Source organism: Streptomyces albospinus, assembly GCF_014648695.1.
GTDB lineage: Bacteria > Actinomycetota > Actinomycetes > Streptomycetales > Streptomycetaceae > Streptomyces > Streptomyces albospinus.
Map to the genome: position 1 here is coordinate 154,882 of NZ_BMRP01000008.1, position 15,220 is coordinate 170,101.

Here is a 15,220-nt window from a genome sequence, read left to right on the forward strand (position 1 = left end):
GCGTCCATGGTGTCCCCGGCCTCCGCCGCACTGGTGCACGGTGTCGGCGACCGGGCCCTGACCTGGATCGACGCGCACCGTGACCACTTCCGGCTGACCCCCGAGGACCGCGCCACGGGCAGCGCGATGATCGAACGGCTCAAGCCCATCGGGGAGTTGGCCGTCAACATGCAGGTGCTCTTCCGGGAGGGCGTGGCCGGGTCCCGGCAGCGCACCCGGGCCGGGCAGCTGCTGGACTTCACCTGGCGGGAGCTGCTGGACGGCGGCAACGTACTGGCCGCCCTCCAGCACGATGAACCCCACTCGCCGGTGCCACTGGAGGTCTATGCGCACTTCCACGAACTGGGCCACCGCCACCCCGGCCTGGAGGCGGCCCTGGAGGCGGCCCGGCGGACCACCACGTGGACCACGCTGGAGATGGTGCCCAACCGGCGGCTCGGGGTGCTCAACGCCGAGCGCAAACTCGGGCTCGCGCCCAGCGCCGACTTCGACCAGGCGCTGGAGCGCACCTGGCTGGGGCAGCTCCCCGAGCCCTGGACGGTGCAGCTGCACATCGCGTACGACATCACCCACACCGTCTTCCACCTCACCGACTGGGGCGAGGCGCCCGACCGGATCCCGCCGGCGATCGCCGACTACCTCAGCCGGTACCTGCCCGCCTGGATGGAGGACTGGGCGGAGCTCGAACACTGGGATCTGCTCGGCGAGCTCCTGATCGTCGACGCCTGCCTGCCGCGCCCCACACTGGACGCACGGCTGTGGCAGCGGTACGCCGCCGCCCAGGCCGCCAACGGCGCGATGCCCATCCACCACGCGATGCCGCAGGGCGATGCGGCGGAGGTCTTCGACCAGGTCCACCACCCCACCCTGGTCGCCGCGTTCGCCTCGGCGATGGCGACGTCCCGGGTGCTGTCCGGCGACGCCCGCTGATGCGGCCCGAAGGCGGCGGGACGGCGCTCGCGGACCGGCTCGCGGACGCGGTCACCGGGATCGAGGCCCCGGACGTCGTGCTGGCCGTCACCCGGCACGGCCGGCGCACCGTGGTCAGCGGCGGCACCGCGCCGGCACCGCCGACCCCGCGCCATGCGCTGCGCTACGAACTCGGCTCGCTCTCCAAGACGTTCACCGTGCTGCTGCTCGCGGAACTGGCGGCGACCGGAGTGCTCCGCCTGGACGACCCGCTCACCGCCCACCTGCCGCGGCTGCCGCTGCCGCACCCGCAGTCCCGACGCATCACCCTGCGGCATCTGGCCACCCACACCTCCGGGCTGCCGCGGATCCCCACCGACCTGCTGGCCGGCGCGCTGCTGCGCCCGTACGACGACGCCTACTCCCGCTATGACACCGAGCGGCTGCTGCGCACCTTCGCACACACCCGTCCGCGGCACCGCCCCGGGACCCGCTGGCGCTACTCCAACTTCGGTCTGGCGCTGCTCGGCCCGGCCATGAGCGGTGCGGCGGGCACCGACTACGCCACCCTGCTCGGCACCCGGATCCTCGGCCCGCTCGGGCTGACGGGCACCTCCCTGGCGCCCGGTGCGACCGGCACCGACGCCATCGGCCACCGGACCAACGGGAGCACCCCGGTCCGCGGCGCCGACATGGGCGCGTTCGCCGCCGCCGGGGCGGTCCGCGCCACCCCCGCCGACCTGCTGACCTACCTGGAGGCCCACCTCTCCCCCGACGGCTCCCCGCTGCCGCGGGCGCTGCGCGAGGTGCAGATCCCGCTGCTGCGGCGCGGCTGGCGGCACCGCAACACCCACACCCTGACGTGGTTTCAGCACCCTGCGCGGTACGGGCCGCTGCTCTTCCACGGCGGGGCGACCTTCGGCCAGCAGGCGTTCCTCGGCTACCACCCGGCGACCGGGACCGGGCTGGTCGCGCTCGCCACCCGGCGCGGCCGTACCTGCCGGATGGTGACCACCGCCTACGAGCTGCTGTACGCGCTGGCCCGCGAACCGGCCGGGTGAGGCCCAAGCCGCCCGTCGGGCGCCGTGGTCGCCGCGGTCACAGCTCCCCGGCCACGATGCGGGCGAGCAACGCCTCGGGGCTCTGCTCGGCGGCCCGGTCGAAGACCTCGGCGTACGCCTCGTCGCCGATCGCGGCGCGGGCCCGCTGCTCGCACTCCTCGCGGACCGCGCGCAACTCCGGTGTGCCGCGCTGCGGGTGGCCGACCGTCCGCCACACGGCCTGGCCGCCGCCGTAGACGAGGGCTGCCGCCGCGCCGTCGCCCTGGGCCGCGACCGCAGCCGCCAGCAGGTCCAGGCCCAGCGCGATACCGAACTTGTCGCCGATGTGCTGCTTGGCGGCGAGCATGGCCCGGGCGTGGTCCGCGGACTCCTCGGGCCGACCCTGGAAGAGGGCGATCAGGGCGAGCTGGTAGTCGGTGTACGAGCGGGACCAGTATTCGCCGCGCACCTCGCAGCCGTGCCGCAGCGCGGTGGCCTGGGCACGGGCCTCGTCCAGCCGGCCCAGGGCGGTGAGCGCGAAGAGCCGCACGAGATGGCAGCGCAGCCGGCCGGCGGAGGCGAACGGGTCGTCCGGCGGCGGGCCGAGGACCTGTTCCGCGACGGTGAAGGCGGTCAGCGGGCGGCCGGCCATGAGATGGGTGAGGCCGATGAGGTAGCCGGCGGCGAGCAGCGCGTCGGCACCGTCCTCGCGCGCGGCGCGGGCGCACCGGCGGCCGAGCGTCTCGGCGGTGTCCAGGTCGCCCTGGAGGAGGACCGCGACGCCGAGCGCCCACAGCGCCCGGGTGCGGGCCGGGCCGGGGGCGTCATGGGCGGCGAGGGCACGTTCCAAGTAGTCGCGGGCCTCGTGCAGATGGCCGCAGCAGCTCCAGAAGAAGCCGATGGCGGCGCTGAGTTCCTGGGCGCGCTCCGGCGCGGCGTGCAGCAGGTGGTCCAGCGCGGTGCACAGATCGACATGCGCGTCGGCGACCCGGCCGTACCAGCTGACCTGCTCGGGGCCGAGCCAGCCGAGTTCGGCGCGGCATCCGAAGCCGACGAAGTGCGCGGCGTGCCGGTCGGCGACGCCGGCCACCTCGCCCAGTTCCGCCAGCCACATCCGGCCGTACTCGCGCAGCGTGTCGAGCATCCGGAAGCGGACGCCCTCGCGGTGGATGACCGACTTGGCGGCGAGGCCGGCCAGGGCGGTGCGCACGCCGTCGCCGGTGAGCGGGCCGCCCGCGCAGACGGCACCCGCGGACTCGGCGTCGAAGGTGCCGCGGAAGACGGAGAGCCGGGCCCACAGCAGCCGCTCCAGCGGCTCGCACAGCTCGTGGCTCCAGCCGATGGCGGTGCGCAGCGTGCGGTGCCGCGGGGTCCAGGCGGTCTCGGTGCCGTCCAGGACGTCGAAGCGGGAGCCGATGCGCTCGGCGACGCGGGCGAGCGGGCTGTGCGCCAGCTGGGCGCCGGCCAGTTCCAGGGCGAGCGGGATCCCTTCGAGGCGCCGGCAGATCTCCGCCGCGGCCCCGGCGTTGGCCGGGTCGGTGAGCTGGAGGTCCGGCGCCGCGGTGCCGGCCCGATCGGTGAAGAGCGCCAGCGCGTCGTTGTCGCCGGTGCACGGCAGCGGGCCGACCTCGGTGATCCACTCGCCGACGACGTCCAGCGGCTGTCTGCTGGTGACCAGTACGGTGACGGCGGGGGCGGCGGTCAGCAGATCGCCGACCAGGTCCCGGCAGGCGGCGACGAGGTGTTCGCAGGAGTCCAGGACCAGCAGCAGCCGCTTGTCGGCGAGCCATTCGCAGAGCGCGGCCACCGGCGTCCGTGCCGAGTGGTCGGCCAGCCCGACGGCGTCGCAGACGGCGGCGACCAGCAACTGGTCGCCGCGTAACGGCCAGAGCGGCGCCCACCGGACGCCGTCGGGGAAGCGCGGCTCCGCGGCCCGGGCGGCCCGCATGGCGATCCGGGTCTTTCCCACGCCGCCGGGGCCGGTCAGGGTGATCAGCCGGTGCTGGCTCAACTCGCGGTACAGCTGCCTCAGTTCGGGTCGCCGGCCGACAAAGCTTGTCGACTCGTCGGGAATATCGCTGGTCACCGGCCCAGTTTGCCCCACTCCGGAGGGAACCCACATCGCGCGGGCCCCGGGCGGATCACGGTGTGACGATGGGGAAGTCGGGGTCGGGGGTGCTGAGCAGGCCGAGGAGTTCGTGGAGGGCCGCCCCCGGCTCACCCTCGTGGGTGACGGCGGACAGACCGCCGCCGGTGAGCAGATCGCGGAGCTGGGTGGTGGTGAGGCTCAGCGTCAGATCCGGCTGCCGGTCGCCGGAGGCGGTGGGGCGGCCGGGGGTGCTGAGGTGGGTGAGGGCGCCGTGGGAGAGGGTGAGGTGCCAGGTGCGGTCCTCGTCGGCGAGGTAGAGGTCGATGGTGAGGTGGGCCGACCAGGCCCGGGGGCCGTCGACGCGGATCGCGAGCGAGTCGAGGAGCTGGTCGACGGTGCGGGCCCGGACGATGTCGGGTCCGGGGGCCTCCGGGTCGGTGGCGGGCGGTCGTGCGTCGGCTGGACGGCCGCGCAGTTCCATGGCGCCGGTGAGGTAGTAGTTGCGCCAGGTGCCGTTCTCGCAGCCGTATCCCAGCCGCTCGTAGACGGTGGCCAGTTCGCGGCGGGCGCGCAGGTTCTGCGGGGCGGCGAAGACGGCGTGGTTGAGGAGGGTGGCGGCGAACCGGAGGTCGCCGTCGGCGGCGAACCGCTTGCCCGCGTCCACGGTGGCCTCCACGCCGCCCAGGATGTCCACGTAGCGCCGGGCCTGCTCGGCCGGCGGGTACTCCCAGAGGTGCGCGGGGTTGCCGTCGAACCAGCCGAGGTAGCGCTGGTAGATCGCCTTGACGTTGTGGCTGAGCGAGCCGTAGTAGCCGTGGTGCGCCCACCGCCGCTCCAGGTCCGGGGGCAGCCGCAGCTCCTCGGCGATCTCGGCGCCGGTGTGCCCTTCGTTGAGCAGCCGCAGCGTCTGGTCGTGGAGATACGCGTACAGGTCGCGCTGGTTGGCCAGCAGGGTGCGGATCCGCTCGTTGCCCCAGGTCGGCCAGTGGTGGGAGGCGAAGGCGACCTCGGTGTCGGCGCCGAAGAGGGCCAGGGCCTCGTTGAGGTAGCGGGCCCAGCGCCGGGTGTCACGGACCACCGCACCGCGCAGGGTGAGGATGCTGTGCAGCGTGTGGATGGCGTTCTCCGCGGTGCAGAGCGCCTGGTGGGACGGGGAGGCGAAGTTCATCGACGCGGGGGCGTCGGTGCCCGGGGTGAGCTGGAAGACCAGGCGCACGCCGTCGACGATCTCCTCCTGTCCGGTGCGGGTGATGTCCACGGTCGGCGGGATGAAGGTGCGGGTGCCGGTGGAGGTGGTGGTGCCCAGGCCGCAGCCGATCTGGCCGCCCGGCCCCTTCGGGAGCCGGGTGCCGTACATGTACTCCGCGCGCCGGCTCATCGCCGGTCCCGTGTAGAGCTGCTCGCCGACCGCGTGCGCCCGGAATCCGGTCGGCGCGAGGACCGGTACGGGGTCCCGGCCGGGCGGCAGCACGCCGCGTCCGCCGCCGAAGTGGTCGATGTGCGCATGGGTGTAGATCAGGCCGGTGACCGGCCGGTCACCGCGGTGCTTTCGGTAGAGCTCCAGCGCCGCGGCGGCGGTCTCGGCGGAGAGCAGCGGGTCGACGACGAGGACCCCGTGATCGCCCTCGATGAGCGTCATGTTGGACAGGTCCAGACCGCGCGCCTGGTAGATGCCGTCGGTCACCTCGTACAGGCCCTGCCGGCTCACCAGCCTCCCCTGGCGCCACAGGCTCTCGTTCGCGGTCTCGGGGCAGTTCCCTGCCAGGAAGGCGTAGTCCTCGGCGTCCCAGACCACCCGTCCGTCCGCCGCGGTGATGCGGGGCGGGTCGAGCGAGGCGATGAAGCCGCGGTCGGCGTCGGCGAAGTCTTCGTGGTCATCGACGGGCACAGCGTGCTCATCCACAGGCACAGCGGTCACGGCGCGCCACCTCTCGGGGACGGCGGGCCACCACGGGCGCATGGCCCACACGTCCGATTTAACCTAAAATGCTCGGTTATCGCACGTGTGGGTCACGCGATCACGGCACCACACCGGCTCGGCGGGGAGCGCCGGCCGTCCAGCCCGTCGCGGGCGAGCCGGGGGCCTGCCTCGGACAGAACACCCAGGCCCGCAGCGCGCCCTCGCCACCACCGATACCGGCCGCGGTCGTGAAGCGGTCGGAGGCGTACGCCGTGGGCAGCAGCGCTGCGGTGCGCGCGGCGCCCCGGCTCATCGCGGCGCCGAACCGGGCGGAGATCTCCGGCTGTTGCTGCTGTTGCTGCTGCTGCGGCGCCTCGTACGGCACGGTGCGGCACCTCTCCGGTGATGTCCGGACAACGGCGTTACGGGCGGGGCCGAGCAGGGCACAACAACGCCTGTGTGACGCTGCGCGCCACGCAAGGTCACCCGCAGTGAGGCAACCCCGATTTCGCTGGATCTTCGAGGCAATGCCCCCATCCGCCCGCCTGCCCGCACCCTGCCCCTACGGCGAGAACGGCAGCACCACCCGGGAGAGGAGGGACGCTCCCTGTCCCCCGACGACGACCGCCAACTCCGCGACCTCGCGGAGACGTTCCACAACGACGCCGCCCCCTGCCCGCACCCGCAGCTACCGGCGGCCGGCGCGGTGCCGCCCTTCCGGCGCGGTGCGGTTTGGCTGATGCTGGGCACCGCGATCACCGTCCTGATCGCCGGCGTCGCACTGTCGCACGGTCTGATCCTGGCCGGCGGGCTGGTGCTCGCCGGGGTCGCCGGACAGCTCGTCGCGCCCGCTCCGCCCACCGCCCCGGACCGCGATCACCGGCCGTAGCAGGCCGCGGACCGAGGGGTGCCGCCGGACACGTGCCCGGCCCGCTTGCCGTCGCTCTGGTGTCGTACGGCAGCGGGCCGGTGGTTTTCACACGCCCCCGTGGGGAGCGCGCATCATGTGACGTCGCGGCTCCTCGATGCCACCACCGCGACACACATCGCGCCCAACAGGAACGTCAGAGCGCCGATGATGACGTTGTTCCAGATGACTCCCTTGTCCGGGCCGGTGCCGACGATCCAGGGCGACACGATCAGCCAGACGCCGATCGCGCACATCGCGCCGCTCAGGCCGTACATACGCTCCGGAGTGACGGTGAACCCGACCGCCAGCAGGGCGATCGCGATACCGACGATGAGGTTGTGGGTCATCAGCGCGGGTTGCGAGGCCGCGTAGTGCACGATCCACGGCGAAGCGGCGCAGTACAGACCGACCAGGAATACCGGCCCGTCGACCAGCACCACATCACGCCCGCCGAGCACCCTCTCGTAGCGGGCCCTCATCTCAGAAGCGTCGGGGTGACCAGCGAGATCTCCCCTGGTGTGTGAGACGTCGGCCATACGACTCGCCTCCTTCGTCCACAAGTCAGGCCGCCTTGCGTGGCATCAGCCGCGCACCTTTATTCTGCTCTTATGTCGCCTTTATGTGTAGATGTCGACGGGTGGGAATTTCACGGAAATGACCGAAGGGTCCGTCCGGGCGGCTGCCCGTCCGGTTCACACGGCCGCGGCAGGGCCGGTCAGGACGGGCCCGGGGCGCCGTCCAGATGCGGAAGGTCGTGGTCCAGGCGCTCCCGCTTGGCCCGCAGATACCGGATGTTCTCCGCACCGGGCGGCACCAGCAGCGGGACCCGTTCGGCGACATCGAGGCCGTACCGCTCCAGCGCCTCACCCTTGCGCGGATTGTTCGACAGCAGCCGTACGGACCGGGCGCCGAGGTCCTGGAGAATTCCGGCCGCGGCCCGATATTCCCGGGCATCCACGGGCAGTCCGAGCGCGATATTCGCCTCGACCGTGTCCAGCCCGTCGTCCTCCTGGAGTTTCATCGCCCGGAGTTTGGCCAGCAGTCCTATACCCCGGCCCTCGTGCCCCTGGAGATAGACGAGAATTCCGCGCCCTTCGTCCGCTATCGCCCGCAGGGCCGCGGCCAGTTGCTCACCGCATTCGCAGTGCATGGACCCGAAGGCGTCACCCGTCAGGCATTCCGAATGGATACGGGTCAGCACCTTCTCCCCCGCCACATCGCCGCGCACCAGGGCCACTTGCTCGACTCCGGTGCGGCGGTCGAGATAGCCGACGGCGCGGAATGCGCCGTGCGCGGTGGGAAGCCGGACGGCCACCATCCGCTGCACTCCCAGATGAAGCCCGGCATCGGCAGCGGCGGCGGAATCACCCCCTGCGACAGCGGCGTTGGCATCGGGTCCGACCTCGGCAGCGGTATCGGGGTCCGTCATGGCATGATCGTACCCGCGTTCGGAATCGAGCGGTATACGATCCAGCCCGTGACAATTCCCCTCAACTGGGCACCGGCGCCGCCGGATTGATGCCGATCGGAGCCTGCCGATGACCGTTCCGGGCCACCGGAGTTCACCGTCCGGCCTGCTGCCGGCGGACACCACCGAGGATGTCCGCGCCGCACGGCCCGAGATGGCGCTGCTGCCCATCGGCAGCTTCGAACAGCACGGCGCGCACCTGCCGTTGACCACCGACACGCTCGTCGCCTGCGCCATTTCCGCGGAAATCGCGGCGCGGTACCCGGTGCTGCTGCTGCCGCCGCTGACCGTCTCCTGTTCCCAGGAACACGCCGCCTGGCCCGGAACCGTCAGCGTGTCCGCGCCGACCCTGCATGCCGTGGTCACGGATATCGCCGCCTCGCTGTGCCGCTCCGGCATCGGCACGCTGGTTCTCGTCAACGGCCACGGCGGAAATTACGTGCTGCGCCATGCCGTTCAGGAATCCAACGAGAGCGGCGGGACGCGGATGGCGCTCTTCCCGGGATCGGCGGACTGGGCCGCGGCCCGCTCCCGGGCGGGCGTGCGGACGTCCGCGCACAGCGATATGCACGCGGGCGAGACCGAGACGTCGATCCTGCTGCACACCCATCCCGAACTCGTGCGCCCCGGCTACGCGTCGGCCGACCATCTCGCCGACGACCGGCCGCATCTGCTCACCCTGGGCATGCCGGCCTACACGGAATCCGGCGTCATCGGGCGCCCCTCCCTGGCCTCCGCAGCGAAGGGCGCGCAGCTGCTGGCGGGGCTGGCCGAGGCGTTCGGGGCGTATGCGGAGCTGCTGGGCGGTGGCCGATGACCGGTGCACCCGACGCGGCACACGGGGCGGTCGATGCGACGACGGCCTGGGAGCGGCTGCTGAGCATCCGTACGGCGGACCGGGCGGTGGCGTCCGGGCTGGTGCCGGACGGCGCCGGCGGGGCGCGCTGGGCGGGGGCGGCCACGCCGGAGGCGGTATGGCTCGCCGAGCGCTATCTGCCGCTGTGCCTGGCCGGGCCCCGGGTGGCGTTCGGGCAGCTCGGGCAGAGCCTGGACGGCTTCATCGCGACCCGCACCGGTGACGCCGACTACGTCACCGGCGAGGAGGACCGCCGGCATCTGCACCGGCTGCGGGCGCTGGCGGACGCGGTGCTGGTCGGCGCGGGCACCGCGGTGGCGGACGATCCCCGGCTGACCGTACGGGCGTGTGCCGGCCGCGATCCGGTGCGGGTGGTCCTCGATCCGCGGGGCCGGGTGCCCCGGCACCGGCAGGTGTTCACCGACGGCGCGGCGCCGACGCTGTGGGTGGTGGGCCCGGACGCGGCCACGGACGGCGTCGGGGACGGCGTAGAGGTGCTGGCGCTGCCGGACACCGCGGCGTTCGCTCCACAGCGGCTGCTGGCGGCGCTGGCGGCCCGCGGACTGGGCCGGGTGCTGATCGAGGGGGGCGGGGTCACCGTCTCGCGGTTCCTGCGGGCGCGGGCGCTGGACCGGCTGTATGTGACCGTCGCGCCGGTGCTGCTGGGCGACGGGGTCCCGGGGCTGCGGTTTCCGGGGACGCCGGTGATGCGGGACGCGCTACGCCCGCCGCTGCGGCGGGCCCTGCTCGGCGAGGACACGCTCTTCGAGCTGGATCTGCGGACGGCGGCCGGATCGTAGGGGCCGCCCGGCCCACCGGACGACCAGGACCCCGGCGCCGGGCAAACTCGCGGCGAAGGCGAGCACGCCGTAGACCACGGCGGTGGTGAGGCCCAGTGACGCGCCCAGTCCGGCGGCGCCGAACGCCCAGGCCGCGACGCCTTCCCGCGGCCCCCAGCCGCCGACGTTCAGCGGCACCGCCATCGCCAGCAGGGCCAGCACGACGAGCGGCACCAGTTCCGCCGTCGGCGCCCGCGCTCCGGCGACCCGGGCGGCCAGCAGGAACATCCCGAGATATCCGGCGAGTACGACGGCGGAGGCGAGGGTGACGCCCGGCCAGACGGCCCGGCCGAGCAGTGCCTGCCGCGCCTCGGACGGCGCGGCACGCCCGTCCCGGCCCCCGCTCCCGCCGCGCCGCCGCCGGCGGAGCAGCACGGCCGCGGCGACGCCCAGGACGCCCGCTCCGGCCACCGCGAGCAGCGCCCCGGGCGCGCCGACGGCCCGGCCGACCGGCGCCAGCGCGGGCGACGGGCGCACGGCCAGCACCACCGCGCCCACCGCGAGCAGGACCACCTGGCCCGCGGTGCGTTCCAGCACCACCGCCTGCACGCCGCGCCCCAGGTCCCCGGCGTCCCGGCCGTGGCGTACGGCGCGGTGGACGTCGCCCAGCACGCCGCCGGGCAGCGCCGCGTTCAGGAACAGCGCCCGGTAGTAGTCCGCGACGGCCCGGCCCAGCGGGAGCCGCAGGCCCAGGCCGCGGGCCACCAGGCACCACCGCCAGGCGCTGCACACGGTCGTCAGCACACCGATGCCGAGCCCCGCCAGCAGCGTGCCGGCGTCGATCCGGCGCAGCCCGTCCAGGAAGGCGGCTGATCCCAGCTGCCGCACCAGCAGCGCCAGGATGCCCAGTCCCCCGAGCGTCCGCAGCCAGGACCCGACCCGGCGGTTCATCCCCCGGTCCCGGCTTCCGCCCCGTACGGGCCCGGCAGCGCCAGCAGGTCGGTGTGGTGCACCGCGACCCCCAACTCCCCTGCCGCGCACGCCTCCAGCCGCCGTCGCAGATACGCGTCGGTCGCCGGTGCCAGCCCCGGCCGCTGCGCGCGGGCGGCGCTCACCCAGCCGCGCAGCCACTGCTCGGTCAGCGCGCACTCGGGCCCGCCCAGCCGCCAGGGGCTGGCCTGGGTGACCACCGTCGCCCCGCGCCGCTCGAACGCCTCGACGGCCGCCGGCACCGCATCCGGCCCCAGCAGCCGCCGTCCGCCGTCCGTCCGGCGCTGATGCGCGTTGAAGGCGGCGGCGATCTCGGCGTCGAGGGGGTCGTGCGGGGTGAGTTCGACCCGTCCGGTGACCGAGAGTGCGAACAGCGCCGGGCACCGGGCGGCCGTGCACGCCGCGGCGACGCGCTCCAACTCCTCCCGGGTGAGCAGGTCGAGCAGGGCGGAGGCGGTGACCAGGGACGTGTCCGCGAGGGCGGATGCGGTCAACGCGGCCAGGTCCCCGAGGACCGCGACGGCCGTAACCGGCCGGCCGTCGGCGGCGGTTGACGGCATCCGCGTGGCGGCCCGGGAGAGCATCACCGGGTCGTGGTCCTGGAGGATCCAGTGCTGCGGACCGGGCAGCCGGACCGCGAGCCAGCGCCCCATGGAGCCCGTACCGCAGCCCAGGTCGCGGATCACCAGACCGTCCGGGTCGGGCATCCGGTCCGGATCGAGGGCGGGTGACCAGTCGCGCAGCGGTCGCAGCAGCTCGGGCGCGCGGGCCGCGGCATCGGCCCGTTCCCGCAACGCGAGCCACTGCGGGGCGAACCGCGGTCGGCCGACTCCGCCCGTCACGGGCTCCAGGGCTCGTCCCGGAGCCGTTCCAGCACTTCCGCCAGACTGTGCGACGTCATCTCCCACCCCTCCAGCATGGCACGCCGTCCGCGCGCCGAGATCTTCAGCCGCCGCCGCAGCCCGGCATCGCCGAACCAGGCCCGCAGCGCGGCACCGATCGCCGCCGGTTCCCCGGCCGGTACGAGGAGTCCGGGCACGCTCCCGTCGGGAGCCGTCCCCACCGCTTCCGGTACCCCGTCCACGGCCGTGGCGAGCACCGGAATGCCGCGCGCCAGCGCCTCGGTGAGCACCATGCCGTAGGTCTCGGCGTACGACGTGAGCACCAGCAGGTCGGCGGCGGCGTAGTACGCGTCCAGCTCGGCGCCGGACCGCGGGCCGGCGAACCGGATCCGCCCGCCGAGGCCCGACCGCCGTACCTTCTGCCGCAGTTCGCCCGCGTAACGGGCGTCCCGTCCGGTGCCGCCGACGACATCGCAGGTCCAGGGGAACTCGTCGGCGAGGGGCAGCAGGGCGTCCACCAGCCGGTGCTGGCCCTTGCGCGGGGTCACCGCCGCGACGCAGAGCAGTCCGCCGGCACCGTCCGTACCGGCCGCCGGCGGTGCGGCGTCAACTCCCGGCCGGGCGACGGCGACCCGGGACGCCGCCAGCCCGTGGTGCGTACGGATCCGGCCGGCGGCCCACTCGCTGGTGGCGATCACCGCCCGCACGGAGTGCAGGGCGCGCCGCTCGCGGGCGTCCAGTTCCGCCGCGACCTCGGGCGCGAGCCCGGTCTCGTCGGCGAGCGGCAGATGCACCAGTACGGCCATCCGCAGCCGCGTGGCCTCCGGGGCGAGGACGTCGGGAACGCCGCAGGCCACCAGTCCGTCGAAGAGGACGACGGCGCCGTCCGGCAACTCGGCGAGGCGGCGGGCCAGTCCGGCGCCGGCGGCCGGGTCCGGCCGGGGCCAGGCGCCGGGCACCGCAAGGCGCCGGACCCGCCAGCCGACGGCCGGGAGGTCGCGGCACACCCGCAGGTCGTAGGTGTTGCCGCCGCTCGGCGCGGCCGGGTCGGCGATGCCGCCGGGCAGCACGACGTGCACCACGCGGGGCGTCTCCCGGGCGCCGGGGCGGGTCGTCACCGGGGCCCGTGCCCGGTCACAGGGTGCGCTCGTAACTGGCCCAGGCGATATGGGACTCGTGCAGGGTCACGGTGATCCCGGCCAGCTCGCGGGCGCCCTCGCCGAGGCTTCCGGCGTGCACCCGGTCGGCCAGGCGGTCGGCGACGACCTTGGCCAGCGCCTCGGTCGAGGTGTTGGTCCCGGCGAAGGCGGGTTCGTCGTCGAGATTGCGGTAGTTGAGCTCGCCGACCACCGCACCCAGCTCCCGGGTGGCCAGGCCGATGTCGACGACGATGTCGTCGGCGTCGAGCTCGGGGCGCCGGAAGGTGGCGTCCACGATGAAGGTCGCGCCGTGCAGCCGCTGTGCGGGCCCGAAGACCGCGCCGCGGAAGCTGTGGGCGACCATCAGGTGGTCGCGGACGGTGACGCTGAACACGGTGTACCTCCGAGTGGTGTCGCGGTGCGGATGTCTCGATCGGTGCCGCCCGGCCTGCCGCCCGCTAGCCGGCAGGGGATCCGGCCGCCGGATAGCGGATGCGGTGGCACAGCGCCGGGAGTTCGCCGGAGGCCAGCCGCGGCAGGACGGACGGCAGCTCCTCGAAGGCGGATTCACCGGTGATCAGGGCGTCGAAGGCGGAGTCGGCGAGCAGGTCGAGGGCGAGCGCGAGCCGGTCGGCGAAGGTGCGGTTGGCGCGCCGGGCCGGGGCGACCGCACCGACCTGACTGCTGCGGACGACCAGCCGCCGGGAGTGGAAGGACTCCCCCAGCGGCAGGCTGATCCGCCGGTCGCCGTACCAGCTCAGCTCGATCACCGTGCCCTCAGGGGCGAGCAGTTCGAGCGCGCGGGCCAGCCCTTCCTCGGTGGCGCTGGCGTGCACGACGAGGTCGCAGTCGCCGGCCGCGTCCGCGGGCAGCGCGAAGCCGGCCCCGAGCGCCGCGGCGGTGGCGGCCCGTGCCGGGTCGGCGTCGACCAACTGGACGCGGACGGCCGGGAATCGGGCCAGCAGAGCGGCGACCGCGCAGCCCACCATCCCCGCGCCGACCACCGCGATCCGGTCGCCGAGCAGCGGCGCGGCGTCCCACAGGGCGTTCACCGCGGTCTCGACGGTGCCGGCCAGTACGGCCCGTGCGGCGGGCACGGTGTCCGGGACGGGGGTCACCGCGGCCACCGGGACGACGTACCGCGTCTGGTGCGGGAAGAGGCAGAAGACCGTCCGCCCGAGCAGCGTGTCCGGCCCCTCCTCCACCACGCCCACATTGAGATAGCCGTACTTGACCGGTGCGGGGAACTCGCCTTCCTGGAACGGCGCGCGCATCGCGGTGTACTGGCTCTCCGGGACGCCGCCGCGGAAGACCAGGCTCTCCGTCCCGCGGCTCACGCCGGAGTAGAGCGTGCGCACCAGCACCTCGCCGGCGCCGGGTCGCCGCAGGTCAACGGTCCGGATCTCGCCCTGACCCGGAGAGTCGAGCCAGAATGCCCGGGCGACGCACGGCAACGGATGCCTCCTGGACGGTGTGGCGATGCGTCGCCGATGCTGGAGAACGCACGGTGCGGATCTTGATGACGCCGTCACGATACGCGGCGCCCATCGAGTCCGCCATACGCGCCGGGAGGCACGATGGCCGTACAAGGGCAGTACGGGACAGGGCCGTTCGCCCCGGACGCCGCCGCGGGCGCGGTCGCGCAGATGGTGCTGCTGGAGGTGCTGTGCCGGGCGGTCGGACTGGGGACCGCGGGGTGGCTGACGGGATCCGTCTTCGCGGTGACCACCGGGGCCACGCTCACCCGGGCGCTGCGCCGGTCCTGGCTGGACTCGTTCGGCCCGGCGAACCGCGTCACCCTGGCCCGCGCCACGCTGGTCGGCGGGGTGACCGCGCTGGTCGCCGACTCCTTCGGCAGGCGGGCTCCGCTGACCGCGCTGATCGGACTGGCCACCGTCGCGCTGGTCCTGGACGCGGTGGACGGCCGGGTGGCCCGGCGTACGGGGACGGCGACGCCGCTGGGGGCCCGCTTCGACATGGAGGTCGACGCGATCCTGATCCTGGTGCTGAGCGTGTATGTCGCGATGGCGCTGGGTCCGTGGGTGCTGGCCATCGGCGCGATGCGCTACGCCTTCGTCGCCGCGTCCTGGGCGCTGCCGTGGCTGCGCGCCGCGCTGCCGCACAGCATGGCCCGCAAGGCGGTGGCGGCGCTCCAGGGGATGGTGCTGGTGGTGGCGGCGGCCGGGATCGTGCCGCGCGAGGCGGAGTCCGGCACGGTGGCGGTGGCGCTGGCATTGCTGGTGTGGTCGTTCGGACGGGACACGGTGTGGCTGTGGCGGGCCCGGGGGCCTGCCTGAG

At 74.2% G+C, this 15,220-nt stretch carries 16 protein-coding genes; 6 read left to right on the plus strand and 10 right to left on the minus strand.

From position 1 onward, the window contains the following. Window positions 1–6 precede the first annotated feature (6 nt). Both IEZ17_RS13845 and IEZ17_RS13850 read left to right on the plus strand, forming a co-directional pair. Window positions 7–930, plus strand: a complete 924-nt coding sequence (locus IEZ17_RS13845; protein WP_189300101.1) for a DUF6895 family protein — start codon at window positions 7–9, stop codon at window positions 928–930. Then, window positions 930–1,970 carry a serine hydrolase domain-containing protein gene (locus tag IEZ17_RS13850; protein WP_189299886.1) on the plus strand — a complete coding sequence of 347 codons (1,041 nt, stop codon included), beginning with the start codon at window positions 930–932 and terminating at the stop codon, window positions 1,968–1,970. The genes IEZ17_RS13845 and IEZ17_RS13850 overlap by 1 nt, the downstream gene beginning before the upstream one ends. A 37-nt stretch (window positions 1,971–2,007) precedes the next feature. Here the strand turns inward: IEZ17_RS13850 and IEZ17_RS13855 are convergent, their stop codons facing one another. Genes IEZ17_RS13855 through IEZ17_RS13865 form a run of 3 tightly spaced genes read right to left on the minus strand, consistent with a single transcriptional unit; the run spans window position 2,008 to window position 6,323 of the window. Next, window positions 2,008–4,035: an ATP-binding protein gene (locus tag IEZ17_RS13855; RefSeq protein ID WP_189299887.1), complete on the minus strand. Its 2,028-nt coding sequence runs from the start codon at window positions 4,033–4,035 to the stop codon at window positions 2,008–2,010. Window positions 4,036–4,090: 55 nt separating this feature from the next. Further along, complete coding sequence (locus IEZ17_RS13860) at window positions 4,091–5,998, minus strand: alkyl/aryl-sulfatase (protein WP_189300109.1); 1,908 nt, start codon at window positions 5,996–5,998, stop codon at window positions 4,091–4,093. A gap of 58 nt (window positions 5,999–6,056) precedes the next feature. Further along, window positions 6,057–6,323, minus strand: coding sequence for a hypothetical protein (locus tag IEZ17_RS13865; RefSeq protein ID WP_189299888.1), 267 nt, complete (start codon window positions 6,321–6,323; stop codon window positions 6,057–6,059). A 354-nt stretch (window positions 6,324–6,677) separates the two neighbouring features. Between IEZ17_RS13865 and IEZ17_RS13870 the strand changes: the two genes are divergently transcribed. After that, window positions 6,678–6,827 carry a hypothetical protein gene (locus IEZ17_RS13870; RefSeq protein WP_189299889.1) on the plus strand — a complete coding sequence of 50 codons (150 nt, stop codon included), beginning with the start codon at window positions 6,678–6,680 and terminating at the stop codon, window positions 6,825–6,827. A gap of 113 nt (window positions 6,828–6,940) precedes the next feature. Here the strand turns inward: IEZ17_RS13870 and IEZ17_RS13875 are convergent, their stop codons facing one another. Both IEZ17_RS13875 and ribA read right to left on the minus strand, forming a co-directional pair. Continuing rightward, window positions 6,941–7,384, minus strand: a complete 444-nt coding sequence (locus IEZ17_RS13875; RefSeq protein WP_189299890.1) for an SPW repeat protein — start codon at window positions 7,382–7,384, stop codon at window positions 6,941–6,943. Between the two features lie 179 nt (window positions 7,385–7,563). Then, a complete protein-coding gene (ribA, locus tag IEZ17_RS13880) occupies window positions 7,564–8,166 on the minus strand; it encodes a GTP cyclohydrolase II (protein WP_229852262.1) in 603 nt (200 codons plus the stop codon). A 220-nt stretch (window positions 8,167–8,386) separates the two neighbouring features. On the opposite strand from ribA, the gene IEZ17_RS13885 reads away from it, so the two are divergent. Together IEZ17_RS13885 and IEZ17_RS13890 are read left to right on the plus strand one after the other, a co-directional pair. Next, window positions 8,387–9,133 carry a creatininase family protein gene (locus IEZ17_RS13885; RefSeq protein ID WP_189299892.1) on the plus strand — a complete coding sequence of 249 codons (747 nt, stop codon included), beginning with the start codon at window positions 8,387–8,389 and terminating at the stop codon, window positions 9,131–9,133. Beyond that, entirely contained in the window at window positions 9,130–9,972 is an 843-nt protein-coding gene (locus IEZ17_RS13890) for a RibD family protein (protein WP_189299893.1), read from the plus strand. The genes IEZ17_RS13885 and IEZ17_RS13890 overlap by 4 nt, the downstream gene beginning before the upstream one ends. On the opposite strand, the gene IEZ17_RS13895 is transcribed toward IEZ17_RS13890, so the two are convergent. The 5 genes from IEZ17_RS13895 to IEZ17_RS13915 form a co-directional block, all read right to left on the minus strand. Further along, the gene (locus IEZ17_RS13895) at window positions 9,892–10,902 is read right to left on the minus strand and encodes a lysylphosphatidylglycerol synthase transmembrane domain-containing protein (protein WP_189299895.1); all 1,011 of its coding nucleotides are present in this window, start codon (window positions 10,900–10,902) and stop codon (window positions 9,892–9,894) included. The genes IEZ17_RS13890 and IEZ17_RS13895 overlap by 81 nt on opposite strands. Further along, window positions 10,899–11,783 carry a class I SAM-dependent methyltransferase gene (locus IEZ17_RS13900; protein WP_189299897.1) on the minus strand — a complete coding sequence of 295 codons (885 nt, stop codon included), beginning with the start codon at window positions 11,781–11,783 and terminating at the stop codon, window positions 10,899–10,901. The genes IEZ17_RS13895 and IEZ17_RS13900 overlap by 4 nt, the downstream gene beginning before the upstream one ends. After that, window positions 11,780–12,901, minus strand: coding sequence for a glycosyltransferase family 4 protein (locus tag IEZ17_RS13905; protein ID WP_229852248.1), 1,122 nt, complete (start codon window positions 12,899–12,901; stop codon window positions 11,780–11,782). Before IEZ17_RS13905 ends, IEZ17_RS13900 begins: the two co-directional genes overlap by 4 nt. A 16-nt stretch (window positions 12,902–12,917) precedes the next feature. Continuing rightward, a complete protein-coding gene (locus IEZ17_RS13910; protein ID WP_189299899.1) occupies window positions 12,918–13,316 on the minus strand; it encodes a 6-pyruvoyl trahydropterin synthase family protein in 399 nt (132 codons plus the stop codon). 64 nt (window positions 13,317–13,380) lie between these two features. Then, the gene (locus IEZ17_RS13915) at window positions 13,381–14,376 is read right to left on the minus strand and encodes a zinc-dependent alcohol dehydrogenase (RefSeq protein ID WP_189299901.1); all 996 of its coding nucleotides are present in this window, start codon (window positions 14,374–14,376) and stop codon (window positions 13,381–13,383) included. Between the two features lie 123 nt (window positions 14,377–14,499). Between IEZ17_RS13915 and IEZ17_RS13920 the strand changes: the two genes are divergently transcribed. Continuing rightward, window positions 14,500–15,219 (plus strand): CDP-alcohol phosphatidyltransferase family protein, encoded by a 720-nt coding sequence (locus IEZ17_RS13920; protein WP_189299903.1) that lies wholly within the window; start codon window positions 14,500–14,502, stop codon window positions 15,217–15,219. Window position 15,220 lies beyond the last annotated feature (1 nt).